This is a genomic window from Aeribacillus sp. FSL K6-8394 (assembly GCF_038008865.1).
In the GTDB taxonomy this organism is placed as follows: Bacteria; Bacillota; Bacilli; order Bacillales; family Aeribacillaceae; genus Aeribacillus; species Aeribacillus composti.
In genome coordinates, this window is record NZ_JBBPAA010000001.1 from 2,280,407 (window position 1) to 2,299,348 (window position 18,942).

Consider the following 18,942-nt stretch of genomic DNA (forward strand, 5'->3'; position numbering starts at 1 on the left):
CCCCTTCTACGAAACTTTAAATCTAGATTTGAATTTAAAAATTAGAAATGCTGCAGATAATAAAAATAAACCGACGAAAACATAAAGTGACGTGCTGTCACTAGTTTCCGGATTATTTTCTGTCTGCTTGTCTGTTTCATTTTGATTGTTTGTTTTATTTTGACTACTTTTTTCATTGCTTGTTTTTGTAGAAGCAGAGGTAGATGATTCGTTTGAACTATTAGAATCTGAGCTAACAGCTTTAATGCTATTTTGATCAAACTTTAGTCTTATTGTGTAATGGCTGTCATAAACACCCTCTCCAGGAAATTCGTCTTCTGGAATATAAACATGTATTTGAGAGGTTACAATGTCGGGAACTTGATCTACTTCAAATTGCGCAACTCTTTTATTTGCAGAAGTATCTGTGCTTATCACTTTTGTATCCACATTAGAAACTTTAAATTCTTTAATCCACGAACTATGATTTAATCTTACTTGAACGAAGTATTTGCCATTTTTCACAATTAGTTTTGCAGGCTTTTCCCAATAATCATTGGCCATGGATACCGAATCATTATCTGCTTTTAAAACTTTATAGTTGATGGTATATGTTCCATCAGCCAAGGAATTATTCGCCGATGCCGGCAATGAAGCATAAAAAACTACAAATAGTAAAAAGACGACTGAAAAAATTTTTTTCATTTTTTGATCCGTACCCTCCTTTAAAATTTGATTAATAGATTGTTATATTCCAGAATTAAATAGCTTTCCCCCTTTCGGTCACTTATTAATAATGATTCTCAATCTCAAGAGTCATTTTATTAATAACGATTCTCATTGTCAATAAATTTTTATGAATCTTCCAGTTTTCCATAATTATAGAAATTTTTCATTTAGTAGTTTTTTATTTAGTTGGATACTCCGTATTAGAAGACTTTAGTCGAATTTTTTACAGGAAAATAGAAAAATCTTGTTTAATTGAATTTCATCCATAAAATAATAATTTGTATTTATCAGAATGATGGATTCGCCTTATGTCTGAAAAATTATTCGGACAGTGTATTATTCATGTGAATATAGGCTATCGATTAACAAAATGAATAGAAAAAAAATGGAGATGAAACAAATTAGATCAGTTCCCTTTTTTCGGACATGAGGTAGTGTGATGTTAAGGCCAAGGGGGAAAATGAAATGGAAGACTTGGAGTATTTTTAAAAAATGCTTTTTCATTGATTAAACTTTATTAAGAAAATTTAATGTTTGTACCAGCACTTTCTTCTTTATGTATCGATAACGCAATATGAACTCCAAAAAATAAGTTTAGTAAGTAATATAGAGCAGATGCAAAAATGGTAAAAATTGGACATGAACTTTTTTAAAAAGTGTGAATACGAAATGGAGTGTAAAACGGAATTAATTATTTTTGAATAATTTTTTTAAATAATATTCGCCAGCTATTCTATATGAGTTTACAACTAGGAATAAAGTATTGAAAATACATATGAGCATTTCTTCAAACAATAATATTTTCGCTGCACCTACAATGAAACTTCAAAACAAGCTCAGAATACTAGTAACTCTCATGTCTTTTTATCAATTTGTCCGATCTGTACAATCAACTGTTGACTTTCAAATTATTAAGATCTATTATTATAGAAAATTAAACCTAGCTAAATAGTATGATTTAAATTTAGAACGACTCAATTAGATGGTACAGATTTTTGAATGGATAAAAGGTGCAGACGACGAAGCGGTAGGTACAGATTTAGCATTACTCATCTACTAACAGGGTGTGGATCAATACATCCTCTCGTTCATCATTTGACACTGCAAAGATAGTGATTCAAAAGCTTGCATATGACAGAGCCTATCCTTATGCAAATGCAATCATATATAACTTATGACTGCACAGTCAGTTGGATTAATAAATGTTCATGCAATTTATAATGCTCATTCCTCAAACGCCGGCTGCAGCACTTTCAAATTTTTGTACAGCCACTGTCAATTTTATTAAAGCACATCATTAAGTCATAGGGTGCCATTGCATGAAATAATATTAAGAGCCTAAGCAGGTCGCAATTTTTTGAATTTTATATTGATATGTAGTTTTGGAGAATATTTATAAAACTACCAGACTTAAGCTTGAAGGCAAGAGGTGGATAACATGCTGGAAATTAAAAATGTACATAAATCATTTGGGAAAAACAAAGTTTTAAACGGAGTTGATTTAAAAATAGATAAAGGGGATGTTGTCGTCATTCTTGGACCGAGCGGATCAGGAAAGACAACATTGCTAAGATGCATAAATTTTCTTGAAAAAGCAGATCAAGGCCAGGCAATTTTTGGGGATATTCAGGTTGATCTTCATAAAGCAACTAGAAAACAAATTCATGCAATAAGACAAAAGACTGCATTTGTATTTCAAAATTACAATTTGTTTAATAATAAAACAGCATTAGAAAATGTAACAGAGGGGCTTATTATTGGCAGGAAGATTCCAAAAGAAAAAGCGAATGAAATTGGAAAAAAAGCATTGGATAAAGTAGGACTGTCCCACAAATACAATGCTTACCCTAGTGAATTATCGGGCGGGCAGCAGCAAAGGGTTGGCATTGCAAGAGCGATTGCTTTAAATCCAGACATCATTTTATTTGATGAACCAACTTCCGCACTGGATCCGGAATTAGTTGGTGAAGTTTTAACAGTTATGAAGCAAATTGCCAAAGAAGGAACAACAATGTTGGTTGTAACTCATGAAATGTCTTTTGCGAAAGATGTTGCCAATCGGGTGATTTTTATGGATGGCGGAGTCATTGTAGAAGAAGGATCACCTAAAGAAATTTTCACAAATCCAAAAGAAGAAAGAACAAAACAGTTCTTAAAGCGGGTAATACCCGAGGATTTTACTTACTATATTTAAACAATTGAACAGCCTCTGTCCTTTCACATCACTGTAAATACAGACCTAAACACAGAATTCCTAGCCCTAAACGATTCAAATACGAATTGTTTAGGGCTTTTGCCGAATATTGATTGATTTCCTTCAATATCCTTTACGAGCACCACTATTCAAGCTGTTTCCACTGGGCATCCTACGGAATGAACATATCAGGATGTGGAAGCTCCCGTAAAAATAAAAAACCTTCGAAATGATCCGTAATTTCCCATTAAAGTATTAAATACCCATCTAAGCCAAATATTTTAACGACACGACAAGCAAAAGCAAGTTTCTCAAGAACGTGGTAAAATAATAGCATCAGCATAGCACTGTTCAGCAGCGTAGTATTCTTTCGAAATGCATGAGTACAAGCACTTTATTGATCCAACAGTAATGCAAATTCTCACCCGTTATACGAAGAAGTTTTTCAAGGAAGATTTCGATCAAGTGGCAATTATACAAAGCTGAATATCTATCCATATGTTTCCGGCAAAAATGTCCTATTCTTTTGGAACCCGGCAAATGTAAGCATCGTCGTCTATGCAATGAACAAGCAGTTCATCGGTTTTACCCAGATTTTATCCTATACGTTCGCCAACGTTTTCTAAAATAGGCAATTTTGAAAACGTTTACTTTTTATAATTTGTCAGATTTCCTGACGATAATATTGAGAATGCTACATTTTAAAAAAATAATCTATTTAAAGACAGTTTAAATGGGATGCTGCTTTTAATAAAGACGGAATATTTTCATTATAGATTATTAAAACCATTTTAAGATGGAATCATTCAATTAATGATTGCAGATGTTGTGCTTGAGCCTAATACCATGAAATTGGTAAGATCGCTGCCGAATGTAATGAATTGATGACGACACCTTTGATTTGTGAAACTGCTGAACAATCGGCAAGATTAATTAAAAATAACTATGAACTAACAGAGATTTTTATATATGCTGACCCCGTGTTTTTCTACTTAGCAAAAATCGCGTTTCCTATTAGTAATTTTTCGTATTACATCCCTTTTGCAGGATAAATGATCGGCAAAGAATCGATCAATCAAAAGGAAAGCCAGGCCGGATTTAGGAAAAATCAATATCACGAAATTAGCAAAACACGTAAATGAAAAAGGAAAAGCAAATATTTAGTTTTCTTCATAACTGTAAATCCTTGGATAATTGGCTGCATTTATAGAAGCAAACAAAATGTAATCTGTAATTCTCGGTGTTTGGCTGACCATGTAGAGATTCTTTTTTCGCCATATGACTCTTTATGTTACCTTCGGCGGTATGAGCTTCTTGCACAGGATATTTTGGTACGAATCTTGTATAGGCTCTTCTAATTGTTCAGAAATTTTTTTCAATAATGATCGACAAAACGGGTGATTCTTGTTCATTTCAATTGACCCTTCATTATTGGTTTAAGACTGTAAAAATGCAAAAGGGGGCAAGAATTAATGAGGAATTCATTAGGCTATCCACAATTACTTTCGCAGTTGCGGCAAGACGATTCCCTAGACCTTTTGGCAGACCGTATTGGTGAAATGCTTGAATGTCCAATTACGATAGAGGATTCCAATCATCAGATCATTTCCTACAGCAGACATAAAGAAAATGTAGATGAAGCAAGAATGGCCACGATTATGAGTAGAAAAGTGCCAGATAAAATCATTAACAGCCTTTGGAAAAATGGGATTATGGCAAAACTGTTCGAAAGCGATGAACCTGTTATTGTCCCTGCAATCAAAGAAGTTGGACTAGGCAACCGTGTCGCTGTTTCGATTCGAAAACATAATGAGGTTTTAGGTTTTATATGGGCACAAATCAATGATAAAACAATGGACGATGATCAATTGCATTTGCTCAAGGAAGCTGCAAAGCTTGTGAAAAACCAGCTCCTCCTTCAGCGAATAAGAAAACGAAAAGAAGAAGAGAGTCATCAAGAATTTCTATGGAAGCTATTAACAGGTCATCTGAACGATGTGTCTAAGATTAAACACCAGGCTAAACGAGTTGGGGTTAATCTGGATGGAAATCTTGCTGTTGCTATCATTAACTTTGAAAATGATATAACACAAGCTATTGAAAAACATGCCTATTATTTAGCTGAAACATTGCACCAAGTTCAAGTAGTCAGCAAATTATTTGATCAAAATCAACTAATATTGCTTACCCGGCTCAGAACAGAAAAAGAGGCGATGAACGCTCTTTCCGGTTTTATTAAAGATTTTATCAACAAAATGAGTATGCGTTTACAAATACGAAATATAACTGGTGCTTTCGGCTCCGTTTATCATACTCCGGAGCATGTTCATTGCAGCTATAAACAAGCATTGAAAGTATTAAGGCTTAAGGAAAAATTCCCCGATGAATTACAGCAAAAGTATAGTTTTCAGGAGATCGGCATCTATCAGTTTTTAGATGAACTTTATCAAATCCGAGTTCGTGACCACTATCAAAGTGAGGCAATCAAAAAATTAAGAGAGTATGACCTCAAGCATCACACCGATTTATTGCTTACGCTTAAAAGTTATTTAGAATGTGACTGCAATGTTTATCAAGCAGCGCAATTATTACATGTTCATCCGAATACGTTAAATTACCGTTTAAAAAGAGTAGTAGAAATAACAGGAGTAAACCTGAAAGACCCTAACCAGAAAATAACATTATTTCTGGATTTAAAACTTGAAAGCATGAATGTCGAGTAATTTGTATATTTACACAAATTACTTTTGCGGTTTTCTGATTTTTTCATAAAGTAAGGTTCAACTAAAAGAGATATGATAGTGGTGCAGATGTTATTTTAAGGAGATGGTGAGGATGATCATCGGGGTACCGAAAGAAATTAAAAATAATGAAAATCGTGTAGCTATCACACCTGCAGGGGTTGTGCAATTAATAAATGCAGGACATAAAGTTGTTATTGAAGCAAACGCTGGAATCGGAAGCGGTTTTACCGATGAAGAGTATAAACAGGCTGGTGCCGAGATTGTTGAAAGAGCTTCAGAGGTTTGGGAAATAGCAGAAATGATTCTGAAAGTAAAAGAGCCCCTCCCGGCTGAATATGTATATTTCCGAAAAGGGTTAATTTTATTTACCTATCTCCATTTGGCAAATGAACCGGAATTGGCCAAAGCTTTAGTGGAAAATGAAGTGACCGCTATTGCTTATGAAACAATTACCGTCAATAATACATTGCCATTATTGACACCAATGAGCGAAGTTGCCGGCCGCATGGCAGCTCAACTCGGGGCGCAATATTTAGAAAAATCTAAAGGAGGAAAGGGAATACTGCTAAGCGGTGTTCCTGGTGTCAAACGCGGGAAAGTCACGATTATTGGCGGCGGTGTAGTCGGAACGAATGCAGCAAAAATTGCACAAGGCCTTGGTGCAGATGTAACAATTATTGACTTAAATCCTGCTCGCCTGCGTCAATTAGAAGACATTTTTGGTTCAACTGTGCAGACGTTAATGTCAAATCCTTATAATATTGCAGAATCTGTCAAAGACTCCGATTTAGTTATCGGTTCGGTGCTGATTCCCGGTGCAAAAGCACCTAAGCTTGTAACGGAAGAAATGGTAAAATCTATGCAGCCCGGGTCAGTCATAATCGACGTTGCTATTGATCAAGGCGGAAACTTTGAAACGATTAATTATGCAACAACTCATGACAATCCTATTATCGAAAAATATGGAGTGCTGCATTATGCAGTCGCCAACATTCCAGGTGCGGTTCCACGTACAGCAACAATTGCCCTAACAAATGTCACGATTCCATATGCTGTGCAAATTGCTTCCAAAGGTGTAGTTCAAGCAATTAAAGAAAGTGAAGCGATTAAAACAGGCGTGAACGTCATGAATGGGAATATAACCTTTAAAGCAGTAGCACATGACCTTGGCTATGACTATGTTCCAGTCGATGACGTTATCTCCGAACGATTGTATTCTTAAAACGCTGATGAAACGCCCTTCATGCTTAGCTGTGAAGGGTGTTTTTAGGATTCTTTAAATGGTCGAACGTCCATTTGCATTTTTTCACTTTTTTCCGACACATCATGCCAATTATTGAATAATAATTCTCAACAACACTCAGCAACTGAAAATTAGATGTGTGTCTTAATGCCACCGTGTACGGACTTTGCATACCATAAAATCAAGAAGGGGAGATCGCGTCCAGCAATGATCTCCCCTTCTTATGTATCTACTATTCTTCTAATAGTAATGATTTAAGTTCTTCTAATCCTTTTTGACGTTCAATTGGATCCAGAACCCCCACGCATGAATAGATTCTTAAGCAATAAAAAACACCCATTCACAATAGACCATCATCTATAAATGAATGGGCATTTAAAAATTTTTAGAGCATATGTTCAGGAAAAACCTACTTTTGGACTGGAGGCTGCTTTATTTTATCGAGTAGAGGACTCTACATAGCCCTTCTGACCCAGCACATAGAAGACATCTTGACGACTCTCCAAAATGTAGGAGGGAGCAGGCTTGCCTCGGTTCGCCCGGTGACCAGCAAGGTGAGCCTCGCTCTTCTCCCAGGCTTTCCAAGCCTCTTCTGATTCCCAGCGAATCATAACGAGTACTTCTTCATTCCCTTTTCTCTGCCTTTTCTTAAGCACGCTTAAATCGATAAAACCCGGCTGCTGTTCGATTATTCCCTGTGAAGTGAAGCGGTCAACAATTCGATCGGCATGTCCTTCTGTCACTAAAATAGTATTTATTTGAACAAACACTCACATTGCTCCTTTCATAGTGATTATACATTATTATATTTGATAACAATTATCATTTTCAATAATACCCGCAAGAAATATTCATCTTTTTTCAAAACGCTTCTCTATCAATTCATTTAAAAAGATGATGGCCAATAGCAAAGCGCCTGATCCACAGCACAACATATGACGATATAGCTCCGCTGTCCCCACCAGATGAAAAATTGAATTGCCGGCACACTATCACTATTTAATTGTTTCTCTACCTGTCCGGCTTTCGTATCAGATACTCCATTAGCCAAGATAATATTCATTCATTATTTTAAAAAACTATTTTAATATAAGTTCGCAACAAAAAACACACGTTTATGAAGTCAAACGAAATCAACTCCTAACATGTTTTTTACGTGGCAATATTGTTGTCAATCTTGATAAATAAGTTTAAATCTTATCCAAGACAGGTGTCTCTTTACGAACACAAGTTTTACAATGCTTTTAAGGCTGCGGCAGAGCAAGCTCTTTATTGTCAAAATGGCTTTCCATTCAAATTCCGCATGTGTGTAACACCGTAAGGATAAACTCTTTTGGTTATCATAATAAAACTCCCCATGAAGATAAACAGATTTTTATTTTTTAATCTGTCTACCTAATGGGGAGGCATATCAAAAATCAAAACGTCATTAAAACAAAAAACACATAAACATCAATATATAAACGTTACGAAAACATTAAAGGGGAGGTCTATAAGTCGAAAAAACGACTTATTAGACATCCCTCTTTTTTTCGTCGTGACAAAAAATTTTTAAAAACGGATTATTTTCAATTATATTCTATTATTCTGCAATTTTTTTATATTAGCTCTGCTTTAAAATCATTGACTTATCAGTCTCTTTTCTTTATTATAGAAACAATTATCCACTGATGAAAAGTGGCTGTTTTAAACTTTATTCATTCCACACCTTTGTTTCTCATCCAAGAAATTAGCTATAAACCGGTTCTTTTTCGTTTACACCAGAGATCGGTTCTTGTCCGTTTAGACCGAGCGTCTCTGCTGTGAAAGTATGAAGTTCATGGAAAAGATCCGGGTTTTCCACTAGTGACACACCATAAGAAGGAATCATTTCTTTAATTTTCGGTTCCCATTTATTCAAATGTTGAGGAAAGCATTTTTTAATTACTTCAAGCATTACGTGTACGGCAGTAGAAGCTCCAGGAGAAGCACCGAGCAATGCAGCGATCGAGCCATCTGCAGCCGTAACAACTTCTGTACCAAATTGAATCGTTCCTTTACCGCCAGCTTCAGTATCTTTGATAATTTGCACACGTTGGCCTGCGACGACTATATCCCAATCCTCTGATTTAGCCGTCGGGATAAATTCACGCAACTCATTCATGCGCTTTTCTTTCGTTAACAGAAGCTGCTCGATCAAGTATTTTTCCAAAGAAAAGTTTTTAAAGGCTGATGCCAACAAAGTTACGAAATTGTGCGGTTTTACGGAAGCAAACAAATCCAAATTTGAACCAGTTTTTAAGAACTTAGGCGAGAAGCCTGCAAACGGTCCAAAGAGCAATGTTTTTTTGTTGTCGATATACCGTGTATCAAGGTGCGGAACTGACATAGGAGGTGCACCAATTTTAGCCTTACTGTAAACTTTTGCATGATGCTGCTCTACAACTTCTGGATTATTACATACCATAAATAATCCGCTTACAGGAAAACCACCAATATGTTTACCTTCTGGAATACCAGATTTTTGAAGCAAGTGCAGACTTCCCCCGCCGGCTCCAATAAATACGAATTTAGCCTTATGGATTTCAACTGAACCGCTATTGAGATCCTTCACTTTCAATTCCCACAAACCGTCTCTTGTGCGTTTAATATCCTTAACACTATGCTTGTAGTATATTTCGACATCTTTCTCTTTTAAGTAGTCAAATAACATGCGTGTTAAAGCTCCAAAGTTAACATCCGTACCTGAGTCGATTTTGGTTGCTGCGATCGGTTCATTCGATGTACGTCCTTCCATTATAAGCGGAATCCATTCTTTCAGTTTTTCCGGGTCATCAGAAAATTCCATTCCTTGGAATAATGGATTGTTTGATAGCGCTTCAAAACGTTTCTTTAAATATCTCACATTATTTTCCCCTTGGACTAAACTCATGTGGGGCAGCGGTCTGATGAATTCCTGCGGATTTTGTATTAGATTGTTTTTTACAAGGTAAGACCAAAACTGTCTGGAAACTTGGAACTGTTCATTAATTTTTATAGCTTTGCTAATATCAATAGATCCATCCGGTTTCTCGGGTGTGTAGTTAAGCTCGCATAGTGCAGCATGCCCCGTTCCTGCATTATTCCATTCATTAGAGCTTTCTTCTCCTGGTTTGTCGAGCTTTTCAAACACTTTAATTTCCCATTCCGGCGCTAATTCTTTCAACAGTGTCCCTAAAGTCGCACTCATAATTCCGGCACCAATTAAAATAACGTCTGTGTTAGTTTGTCTGCTACTCATTTTTCCCCATCCTTATCCCCCAATATTTGTAGAAAGGATGCAGGCGACCTGCCTAATTCAAAGCTCTACATGGCTTTCGCCACACGCCTTTTCTACAACAATTATATCTTAATTATAGTATATCATTATTTAAGTATAGTTCATTATTAGTATTTCTAATTAAAGTCCATCACGATTATTTATAGATTTACAGATTCTATATCAACTTTATACAACCAGACCGCTAAAATTAATTTTTTCTTGAAAATGAATCATTTTACTCCACCAACATATCCTATTATTCACCAATCATCAGATATCACCTGAACGAATGAGATGTGCTGTTTAAATAAGAGTTTCTACCGATAAAGAAGATCAAAAAAAATCCATAAGCAGCCAAAGAGAGCTCTTTATGAGATATATCTTGGTTAAAGGGGGATATCGATGAAACGCGAACAGTTACACAAAATAAAACAGATAAATCATCTCTTCAAACAACAGATGATGAACATGTCACTCAATTATAAAATCAGTCACTTATTCTGCCTCCCAAAATAGATAATTTTAACAAACAGTTCCAATTGTTTTTTAGGATTTATCCCTTTGTTTGCTTATCTTGCCAGCAGCGATGATGTTCTGTCATTTTTGGCGTGGATTTTCACTCTATGCAAAAAAAACACAAATTTTTACATATATGATGTATGTTTGAATTTGATCATTTAATATTAAGTCACTTTACAGAGGATCGACCACATAAAAAAATGAGCCACTTGATTTCCCAATTTTCAAAACCTCTCTTATGCTTGGAAGTGTCAGAACATTCAAACATAAGAGAGGAAGAAAAGGATGATCAGTATGGCTCAATTTCATATCAAGGATAAGTAATTTCCTATGATCCTGAAGCTCTAGTAATTTTTTGAATCAATATTTTTCAATTCCTTGAAAAACCGCTTGAAGCATCTTTTCAATCTCGATGACCGGATCTAGTTCCTTTTCGAAAATAAACCAATCATATAAAGTTCCCCGCATGCACCTGGAAATGATCATGGCCAGCTCTTGTATTGAAAAATCTTCGGTGAACTCCCCTTTTTCCTGTCCCTCTTGTAAGTAATTTTCAAGAATGTGATATAATCTTCGATTCGTATCCGCCAGAAATTTTGCGCTTTGGGGATTCATATAAATCGTTTGCATTAACTCTTTCCCTAAATCGTTTTTCAAATACTTCATTTGTGTGATGGAAAGACGTATAATCTTTTCCTTAGCAGATAAATCATTCGGCAATGTTTTGCAAAATTCATCATAAAAGTTATCAATTTCCTTAAACTTTTCCAAAAAAATTTCTGACTTCGAAGCAAAATGCCCGTAAAAGGCTCCCTTCGACGTTTTGCTTTTCTCGACGATTTCATCCACAGTGACTTGGTTATATCCTTTTTGACTAAACAGCTCCAAAGCTGTTTCCAAAATTCTTTTTTTGGTTTTAAGCGCTTTTTTTTGCTTTGCATTTAATGTCATAAAAAAATCCCCTTTTTTCCTAACTCAACTTGTCTTTTATTATATCTAACGGTCTTGGAAAACCTATTATACAAAATATTCTAAATTAACAAAATATTATTGACAAATCAAATGTATTGAAATAAACTATGGTCTATAAAGACTACAGTCTATTTTTTATGTAAGCGTTTACTATAGGGGGTGAAATCGATGGATATTATTGGAGAAAGAACGATAATCGATTTGCTTCATGAAAAATGCAGGTTACACGGAGATAAACCATTTCTTGTCTTTGAAGATAATAACAAAAAAACCACCATGTATACTTATCAGACGTTTTTGCAAAAAGTAAATAAATTCAGCCGAGTACTTTTGGATTTAGGGATTCAAAAAGGCGACCGGGTTACTCTCCATCTTCCAAATGGTTCTGACTTCATTGTCTGCTGGTTTTCATTGGCTAAAGTCGGTGCGGTTATGGTACCAACAAACATCCTCTCGACTGCAAATGAAATGGAATATACAATAGCCCACTCGGAATCGGTTCTCCTAATTACAGAAGAGGAGTATTTAGAAAAATTTCAATCAATTCAAAGCAAATTGCCAAATCTTAAAAAAATATTGTTAAGCCGCTGCAAAAATGATCTATACAAAGAAATAAGCATGGATCATTTAATTGAAAAAGCAGAGGGAGACATTCCTCCTATATCCCTCAAAAGCGATGATATTGTCTCCATCATGTATACTTCGGGAACAACTTCTAAGCCGAAGGGATGCATGATTACTCATGCCAATTATCTTTATACTGGCGAGGCTGTTTCGAAGACCCTGAACTTTACCCCAGAAGACAGGGCTTTGATCGTACTTCCTCTTTTTCATGGCAATGGCCAATACTATCTGTTTATGCCTGCCTTAACCGTTGGAGCAAGTGTTGCCATCACGGAACGGTTCAGTGCTTCCCAATATTTTAAGCAGGCAAAGAGATTGCATGCAACGGTCGGTTCATTGTTTGCAGCTCCCATCCGCATGATTTTAGCACAGCGTTTTGATGAGGCAGACAAAGAAAATCCTCTCCGCTTAATCATCTTTGCCCAATCAGTCACGCCTGAACAACTGCAGGAATTTGAACAAAAATACAATGTACCGCTGTTGCAGCTATACGGAATGACAGAAACTGTAGCACCGCCATTAATGAATCCATTATACGGGCAAAAGGATAATACTGGAATCGGAAAGCCCATCCTCAGCGCCGAAGTCAAACTTGTGGATGAAGCGGGAAAAGAAGTACCGGTCAACAAACCCGGTCAGATCATTGTAAAAGGCATTCCGGGGCGCACTATTATGAAAGGGTATTTCAAAAATGAAAAGGCAACCAACGAAACTATTCAAGACGGCTGGCTGTATACAGGGGACAACGCCATTATGACAGAAAACGGTTATTTTTACTTCGTTGATCGGAAAAAGGATATGATCAAACGTGCTGGAGAAAACGTAGCGGCAATGGAAGTAGAAAATGTAATCATGGAACATCCGGACGTGTATGAAGCTGCTGTCATCGGTGTGCCTGATGAGATGCGGGATGAGGCCATTAAAGCGTTTGTAATTTTAAAAGAAGGAAGACAAACGACGGAACAGGAGCTGGTTGAACATTGTCGGAACCGTCTTTCAAAATTTAAAATACCGAATACCATCGAGTTTGTGAAGGACTTTCCTAGAACGTCTGTCGGAAAAATTCAAAAACATTTGTTGAGGAAATCCGAAAATTTACTTTAAAATCATTCAATTTACTTTTATGAACCTGCTTTTCCAATATTTTAAACCTCGGAATGTCATTAATGGAATTCCGCCGTTCCAGTGCAAGCGATAATGAAATAACCGTGAATTCCCTCAAAAAGAGAATTTGAATTTGATTATTAGATATGTGAGATGAGGGGTGTATTTTTATGAACAAAATCCGTATCTTGTTTGCCAGCTTATCAGGGTCTGTCATTGAATGGTATGATTTTTACCTATATGGTACTGCTACGGGACTTGTGTTTTCATTTCTATTCTTTCCAAGTCATGATCCGGCTGTAGGACTATTACTTTCTTTTGCAACCTTTGGCATTGGCTATGCAGCCAGACCTATCGGCAGCATTATCTTCGGTCATTTTGGTGATAAGATGGGAAGAAAGGCCGCTTTAATATTTACACTTATTGGAATGGGCGGAAGTTCATTTTTGATTGGTCTTCTTCCTACTTATGAGCAAATTGGTATTTGGGCGCCGATTATACTCGTCCTTTTAAGGCTCATCCAAGGTATTTCCCTTGGGGGTGAATGGGGTGGAGCTGTTCTGTTGGCAACCGAATATGCCCCGAAAGGCCTTCGCGGACTGTATGGCTCCATTCCCCAGCTAGGTGTACCCATCGGTTTAGTTCTCGGTTCATTAAGCTTAACGGTTATTAGTTATTTTACTTCTGATACACAATTTTTGGCATGGGGATGGAGGATTCCGTTTTTATTTAGCGTTGTTCTGATTGGACTCGCGCTCTGGATCCGAAGCGGAATTGAAGAGACTCCTGCCTTCAAACAACAAAAGGAAGCTGGAGCAATTGCGAAAATACCATTTTTGGAAACGTTCAAAACGAATTGGAAAAGTGTTTTGCATGCTATCGGTTTAAAAATTGGGGACGGATTTTTCAATGTATTCTTAATGTCATTTATTCTTTCTTATTCTACGGTGTACTTGGGGTATTCCAACCAAGTGGCACTAACAGCCCTTACCATTGGCTGCGCGACTATGATTATCACCATTCCGGTTGTAGGATACTTGTCTGATTATATTGGCCGAAAACTCATTTATATTGTCGGATTAATTTTATTGTTTATCTTATCTATCCCTTATTTTTCATTGGTTGACGAGGGCGCTTCCTGGTTATACATCATGCAAGGCGTGATGCTGGGAATCATCTGGGCATCGATTTTCGCAACACAGGGCACCTTATTCTCCGAATTATTTCCGGCAAAGGTTCGCTACACAGGTTTATCCTTCGGGTATCAAGTGGCAGCCGCCATTGTTGGTTTCGGTCCGATGATTTGGACAACAATGGCCGAATCCTTCGGTCCTTCCCCATGGGTCTTTGGCGGATTTATGATGGGAGGCATTATATTATCCCTTATTTTAAGTCTGTTAGTTCCGGATACGAGAAAACGTTCGTTATACGATCATCATATTGAAACAGCTGAAAATAATTTCAGCATAAAAATGTAAGGGAAAATAAGATTTCTATCCTTCCACAGGGTACCATAAAATTATTGAATGAGGTTACCCTGTTTTCATTTTTAAATAAAACTCCTTTGGTATATCTATGTGTGGGGCCTAATTATGGTGTGAATGCCTCTTACGCAGTTGCTAGAAACGAAAAACTCAAGGGTGGAGCCACTCCCTGAAGGAAAGGGGATGCCTTGACATTATTTGAATCTCTCATGCTCGCTATTTCCTCTGGGGGTGGATGGACCAATACTGTCTTTTTTAAAAAAGTAATCCGCTCTTGAGTTGGCGGCTCAGAGTGGATACAGTTAGTGCCGCTGAATCGGCTGGTCCCCCTGACAGAGAATCGTTTAAAGACGGTTATCAATGTTCGTCGTACGGATAACTTTTTCATTCACCAACAATTTATACGTTTATTATATCTTTTGTACAAAAAATGAAAGAATGCAGCCAAGGAATTTCCGTCCCAAGGTACTTTCCATCATTAGGAAACGGTTTATTTATTCATTGAAATACAATGTTACTCGAAATGGAATGTATAGATATCACTTCTCTTGTTCCGTAAGCATCTCCAGCAATTTTTTCAAAGCAAAGGAGCGGTACCGACCCTTTTTCGTGATAATACCAAGATGCCAAAGAACCTTTTCTTTCAAGGGAATAATAACAATATCCGGATTATTTTGTTTTCCGCCTATCACTTTCGGCAGCAATGTGATCCCCATTTTTGATGAAACAAGCTCCAAAATTAAATCCCATTGGGAACTTTCATAGGCGATATTCGGGGTAAAACCAGAATTTTTGCAGGTGTTAATAATAAATTCATGCAACGTAAAGTTTTTTGCAAATAATATAAAGCTTTCCTTCTCCAATTCTTTGACGGACACCCTTTGTTTGCAGGCCAGAGAATGATCCTTGTGGATAAAAAGGACAAATTCATCCGTAAAAAAGAAGAAATGTGAAAAATGGATTCATCCACCGGCAGAACCACAATGCCGACATCAATTTCCCCCTCTTCCACCAGCTGCTCTACTACCCTTGCGCCAACCTCCACCAACTCCAATTTGACATTCGGGTATTGTTGATGGAAGTTCCCGGCAATGGAAGGGAAAAACAACGTTCCAATAAGGGGAGGAATGCCGATTTTAATTTCTCCAATGGCGACGTTTGCCAGTTCATCCAGCAGCATTTTCGTTTCTTCCAAAATACTCATTAACTTTTTTCCCTGTTCATAAACAACTTTTCCTGCATCCGTCAATTGAATATGCCTCGTGGACCGTTCCAATAGTTCCATATGAAATTCCTCTTCCAGCTTTTTCACGGCTTTACTTAATGACGGCTGGGATAAATAGGAGTGCTCCGCAGCTTTTGTAAAACTCTGATGATTGGCCACCTCAATAAAGGATTGAATGTCCCGAAGTTCCATCGAATCCCCCTTTTTATTCCCAAATGTAATAAATAAGATTCATTTTATTTATTTTACTTTACCGTTTGTCCCTGTGTAAACTTTTATGTAAGCGGATGCAAAAAGGAATTTTGAAAGCGATTCCATCATGCGCTCATTTACTTGTTCTTATTTTTTAACGGTACCAGTGGAAAAATCAAACAGAATTTATTATTTGCTAAAGGGAGGAGAAACCATTGAAGACACTTACATCCTTTTTCAACCGCGTGGTGCAGCGTTATTTGCCTGATGCCTTGCTGTTCGCCATTATTTTAACGTTTTTAGTATATTTATTAGGTGTTTTCTTTACAGACAACAGTCCAGTGGACATGGTCACCCATTGGGGTTTAGGTTTTTGGGATTTACTGGAATTTACCATGCAGATGACCCTTGTGGTTGTAACCGGCTATATATTAGCAAACACCCCCGTCATTAAAAGGCTTTTGGCGAAAGTAAGCACCTTTGCACGCACCCCTGTCCATGCCGTCATGCTTGTAACCATTGTTTCATTAATCGCCTGCCTGATTAATTACGGTTTCGGGCTGGTGATCGGCGCTTTGTTTGCCATACATGTTGCCAAGCATGTTCCATCCGTCGACTACCGTATTTTAATTGCCAGTGCATACAGCGGATTCCTCATTTGGCACGGGGGATTTTCCGGTTCGATCCCACTTACCATTGCAACCCCGGGCCACTTTTTGGAGGAATCCATGGGCGTGATCCCAGTGACGAAAACCCTTTTTAGCCCGACAAATTTATTTATTGTTATTGCCCTTTTGATCACCTTGCCGCTGTTTAACCGTTATTTGTTAAAAAATGCAGAGAGCCAGCTCGAAGATCGAACGAAATGGGTGATTCCAAATGAAGAAGCAGCAGCAGTAGAACATGTGACACCTATGACACCAGCAGAAAAATTGGAAAACAGTCGGACAATATCCCTGATCATCGGCATTATGGGAATTGCATTTATTGTTTATCATTTTGCTGTAAACGGATTTAACCTAAACATTAATATCGTCAATTTTATTTTCCTTTTTCTTGGAATTTTGCTTCATCAAACACCGAAAAGGTTTCTGGATACGGTAGCGAACGGCGTTAAAAACGCCAGTGGGATTATCATCCAGTTTCCCTTTTATGCTGGAATTATGGGAATGATGATTCATTCAGGATTGTCTGAGCAAATCGCATTATGGTTCGTCAGTGTTTCGACCGAACAAACCTTGCCTTACCTCTCCTTTCTTAGTGCTGGCTTAATCAATATCTTTGTTCCATCCGGGGGCGGGCAATGGGCGGTTCAAGGACCGATTATGATTCAGGCAGCAATGGAATTGGGAGCAGATCCGGCCAAAACAGCAATGGGGGTAGCCTGGGGAGATGCTTGGACAAATATGATCCAGCCTTTTTGGGCGCTTCCCATTTTAGCGATCGCAGGCCTTCACATCCGAGATATTATGGGATTTTGCGTCATGATTCTAATTTTCAGTTTTATCCCGATCTCCATCGGATTTCTGCTGTTTTAAAGCTTCAGTTGTCCCACAACAAAAATTTTCCCAATATTCTATGTTTTGCAAACAAACCCAAGAATGCTGTTATGACGCCAGCATTCTTGGGATGGATTTTTTAAAGTTTATCAAAAACTATCATTTGCTTTTAATCCTTTTTTTGTTCCTTCTCCGTTTGACGGGATTGACGGTATCCCGGGTGTTTTGAAAATGGTTCCCTTTTTATTGTTCCAATTAGGAACATGATCGTTCCAGCATTCTTGTCTAATGATGGGACTGGATGCATATTTTCTTGTAAAAAATACTCCCACTTTGCTGTTTCTCCTAAAAAATGTTGCCGTGCTTGCTGTGCTGTGCAGAAGGTTACTATCTCCCCCGTTAGATACTGAGGATGAATCGAATCCCGGCCGATGAGCTTTATTCAAATAATTTTTGACATAATCCAATTAAAGCAGACCGTTTTGTGTCCTGAATTTGTGCATTACAAAACCAAATCTTTCACAGCCAACTCAATCATTTTCATTTTTTCCTCATTCATCATTTTCTTCTCCTTCTAAACTATTGGATAATTCCAATTTCAATTTTCTATTGAAAACGTTAATAATAGATAAAAAGATCGGTTCTATCACTCAAAAACCGTAAACCAGAAAAAATCACCATCTCTTTTTTCATAGAGGAGAAGAAAAATAAGAGAGGATCGCAACAGGGAAAGCCTATTGCATTTTATAGAAACCTATTCGCAAAAGACATATCAGTTAAACGATGTGCCTTTTTTTCAATAATCTGCCTCCCAAAATACAAAATAGATAATTTTAACAAACAGTTCTAATTGTTTTTTGGATTTGTACCTTTGTTTGGTTTTCTCGCCAGAAGTGGTGTGATGTCTGTCATTTCTGACGTGGTTTTTCACCCTATGTCGAAAAAAAACACTAACTTTCATATATAGGGGCTATGTTTCGGTAAATCCGTTTTTTGTCACAAAAAGGGAGAAAATACAACAAAGAAACTCCTGACTCATAGGAGCAGGAATTGTTTTTGTCATTGTTTGACAGAGTATTTTTCTAAAAAAGATTGTACAGCCAGTAGAGAATTCTCGAAGCATATTTTACGCAATCAATGCAGGAGTGGATCGA

Annotated in this window: 11 protein-coding genes and 1 pseudogene; 6 read left to right on the forward strand and 6 right to left on the reverse strand. The window is 37.2% G+C overall.

Annotated elements, in window-relative coordinates:
• Positions 1 to 6: 6 nt before the first annotated feature.
• Positions 7 to 684 (reverse strand): heme uptake protein IsdC, encoded by a 678-nt coding sequence (isdC, locus tag NSR00_RS10805; RefSeq protein WP_066250113.1) that lies wholly within the window; start codon positions 682 to 684, stop codon positions 7 to 9.
• A gap of 1,462 nt (positions 685 to 2,146) precedes the next feature.
• Here isdC and NSR00_RS10810 point away from each other — a divergent pair.
• From NSR00_RS10810 to ald, 3 genes are all read left to right on the forward strand, one after another.
• Positions 2,147 to 2,902, forward strand: a complete 756-nt coding sequence (locus tag NSR00_RS10810; protein ID WP_340788691.1) for an amino acid ABC transporter ATP-binding protein — start codon at positions 2,147 to 2,149, stop codon at positions 2,900 to 2,902.
• Positions 2,903 to 4,374: 1,472 nt separating this feature from the next.
• Positions 4,375 to 5,625, forward strand: a complete 1,251-nt coding sequence (locus NSR00_RS10815) for a PucR family transcriptional regulator (protein WP_340788694.1) — start codon at positions 4,375 to 4,377, stop codon at positions 5,623 to 5,625.
• Positions 5,626 to 5,737: 112 nt separating this feature from the next.
• Positions 5,738 to 6,868: an alanine dehydrogenase gene (gene ald / locus NSR00_RS10820; protein ID WP_130157539.1), complete on the forward strand. Its 1,131-nt coding sequence runs from the start codon at positions 5,738 to 5,740 to the stop codon at positions 6,866 to 6,868.
• Positions 6,869 to 7,326: 458 nt separating this feature from the next.
• Here ald and NSR00_RS10825 read toward each other — a convergent pair whose 3' ends face one another.
• The 3 genes from NSR00_RS10825 to NSR00_RS10835 all read right to left on the reverse strand — a co-directional run bounded on the left by NSR00_RS10825 (position 7,327) and on the right by NSR00_RS10835 (position 11,639).
• Positions 7,327 to 7,659, reverse strand: coding sequence for an antibiotic biosynthesis monooxygenase family protein (locus NSR00_RS10825; RefSeq protein WP_340788696.1), 333 nt, complete (start codon positions 7,657 to 7,659; stop codon positions 7,327 to 7,329).
• Between the two features lie 959 nt (positions 7,660 to 8,618).
• Positions 8,619 to 10,148 (reverse strand): malate:quinone oxidoreductase, encoded by a 1,530-nt coding sequence (locus tag NSR00_RS10830; protein ID WP_340788698.1) that lies wholly within the window; start codon positions 10,146 to 10,148, stop codon positions 8,619 to 8,621.
• 900 nt (positions 10,149 to 11,048) lie between these two features.
• Entirely contained in the window at positions 11,049 to 11,639 is a 591-nt protein-coding gene (locus NSR00_RS10835; protein ID WP_063388770.1) for a TetR/AcrR family transcriptional regulator, read from the reverse strand.
• A 189-nt stretch (positions 11,640 to 11,828) separates the two neighbouring features.
• Here NSR00_RS10835 and NSR00_RS10840 point away from each other — a divergent pair, with 189 nt between their 5' ends.
• Both NSR00_RS10840 and NSR00_RS10845 read left to right on the forward strand, forming a co-directional pair.
• Entirely contained in the window at positions 11,829 to 13,388 is a 1,560-nt protein-coding gene (locus NSR00_RS10840) for an AMP-binding protein (protein ID WP_340788701.1), read from the forward strand.
• A 170-nt stretch (positions 13,389 to 13,558) separates the two neighbouring features.
• Positions 13,559 to 14,866, forward strand: a complete 1,308-nt coding sequence (locus NSR00_RS10845) for an MFS transporter (RefSeq protein WP_144598291.1) — start codon at positions 13,559 to 13,561, stop codon at positions 14,864 to 14,866.
• A 545-nt stretch (positions 14,867 to 15,411) separates the two neighbouring features.
• Here the strand turns inward: NSR00_RS10845 and NSR00_RS10850 are convergent.
• Positions 15,412 to 16,289 (reverse strand): annotated as a pseudogene (locus NSR00_RS10850) (LysR family transcriptional regulator).
• 215 nt (positions 16,290 to 16,504) lie between these two features.
• Between NSR00_RS10850 and NSR00_RS10855 the strand changes: the two are divergent.
• The gene (locus NSR00_RS10855; RefSeq protein ID WP_340788704.1) at positions 16,505 to 17,827 is read left to right on the forward strand and encodes a short-chain fatty acid transporter; all 1,323 of its coding nucleotides are present in this window, start codon (positions 16,505 to 16,507) and stop codon (positions 17,825 to 17,827) included.
• 110 nt (positions 17,828 to 17,937) lie between these two features.
• On the opposite strand, the gene NSR00_RS10860 is transcribed toward NSR00_RS10855, so the two are convergent.
• Positions 17,938 to 18,120, reverse strand: a complete 183-nt coding sequence (locus tag NSR00_RS10860; protein WP_340788705.1) for a hypothetical protein — start codon at positions 18,118 to 18,120, stop codon at positions 17,938 to 17,940.
• Positions 18,121 to 18,942 lie beyond the last annotated feature (822 nt).

Coding starts and splice junctions, on each gene's coding strand:
- NSR00_RS10840 (WP_340788701.1), top strand. CDS start 11,829: ATGGATATTATTGGAGAAAGAACGATAATCGATTTGCTTCATGAAAAA.
- NSR00_RS10815 (WP_340788694.1), top strand. CDS start 4,375: ATGAGGAATTCATTAGGCTATCCACAATTACTTTCGCAGTTGCGGCAA.
- NSR00_RS10835 (WP_063388770.1), bottom strand. CDS start 11,639: ATGACATTAAATGCAAAGCAAAAAAAAGCGCTTAAAACCAAAAAAAGA.
- NSR00_RS10810 (WP_340788691.1), top strand. CDS start 2,147: ATGCTGGAAATTAAAAATGTACATAAATCATTTGGGAAAAACAAAGTT.
- NSR00_RS10830 (WP_340788698.1), bottom strand. CDS start 10,148: ATGAGTAGCAGACAAACTAACACAGACGTTATTTTAATTGGTGCCGGA.
- isdC (WP_066250113.1), bottom strand. CDS start 684: ATGAAAAAAATTTTTTCAGTCGTCTTTTTACTATTTGTAGTTTTTTAT.
- ald (WP_130157539.1), top strand. CDS start 5,738: ATGATCATCGGGGTACCGAAAGAAATTAAAAATAATGAAAATCGTGTA.
- NSR00_RS10845 (WP_144598291.1), top strand. CDS start 13,559: ATGAACAAAATCCGTATCTTGTTTGCCAGCTTATCAGGGTCTGTCATT.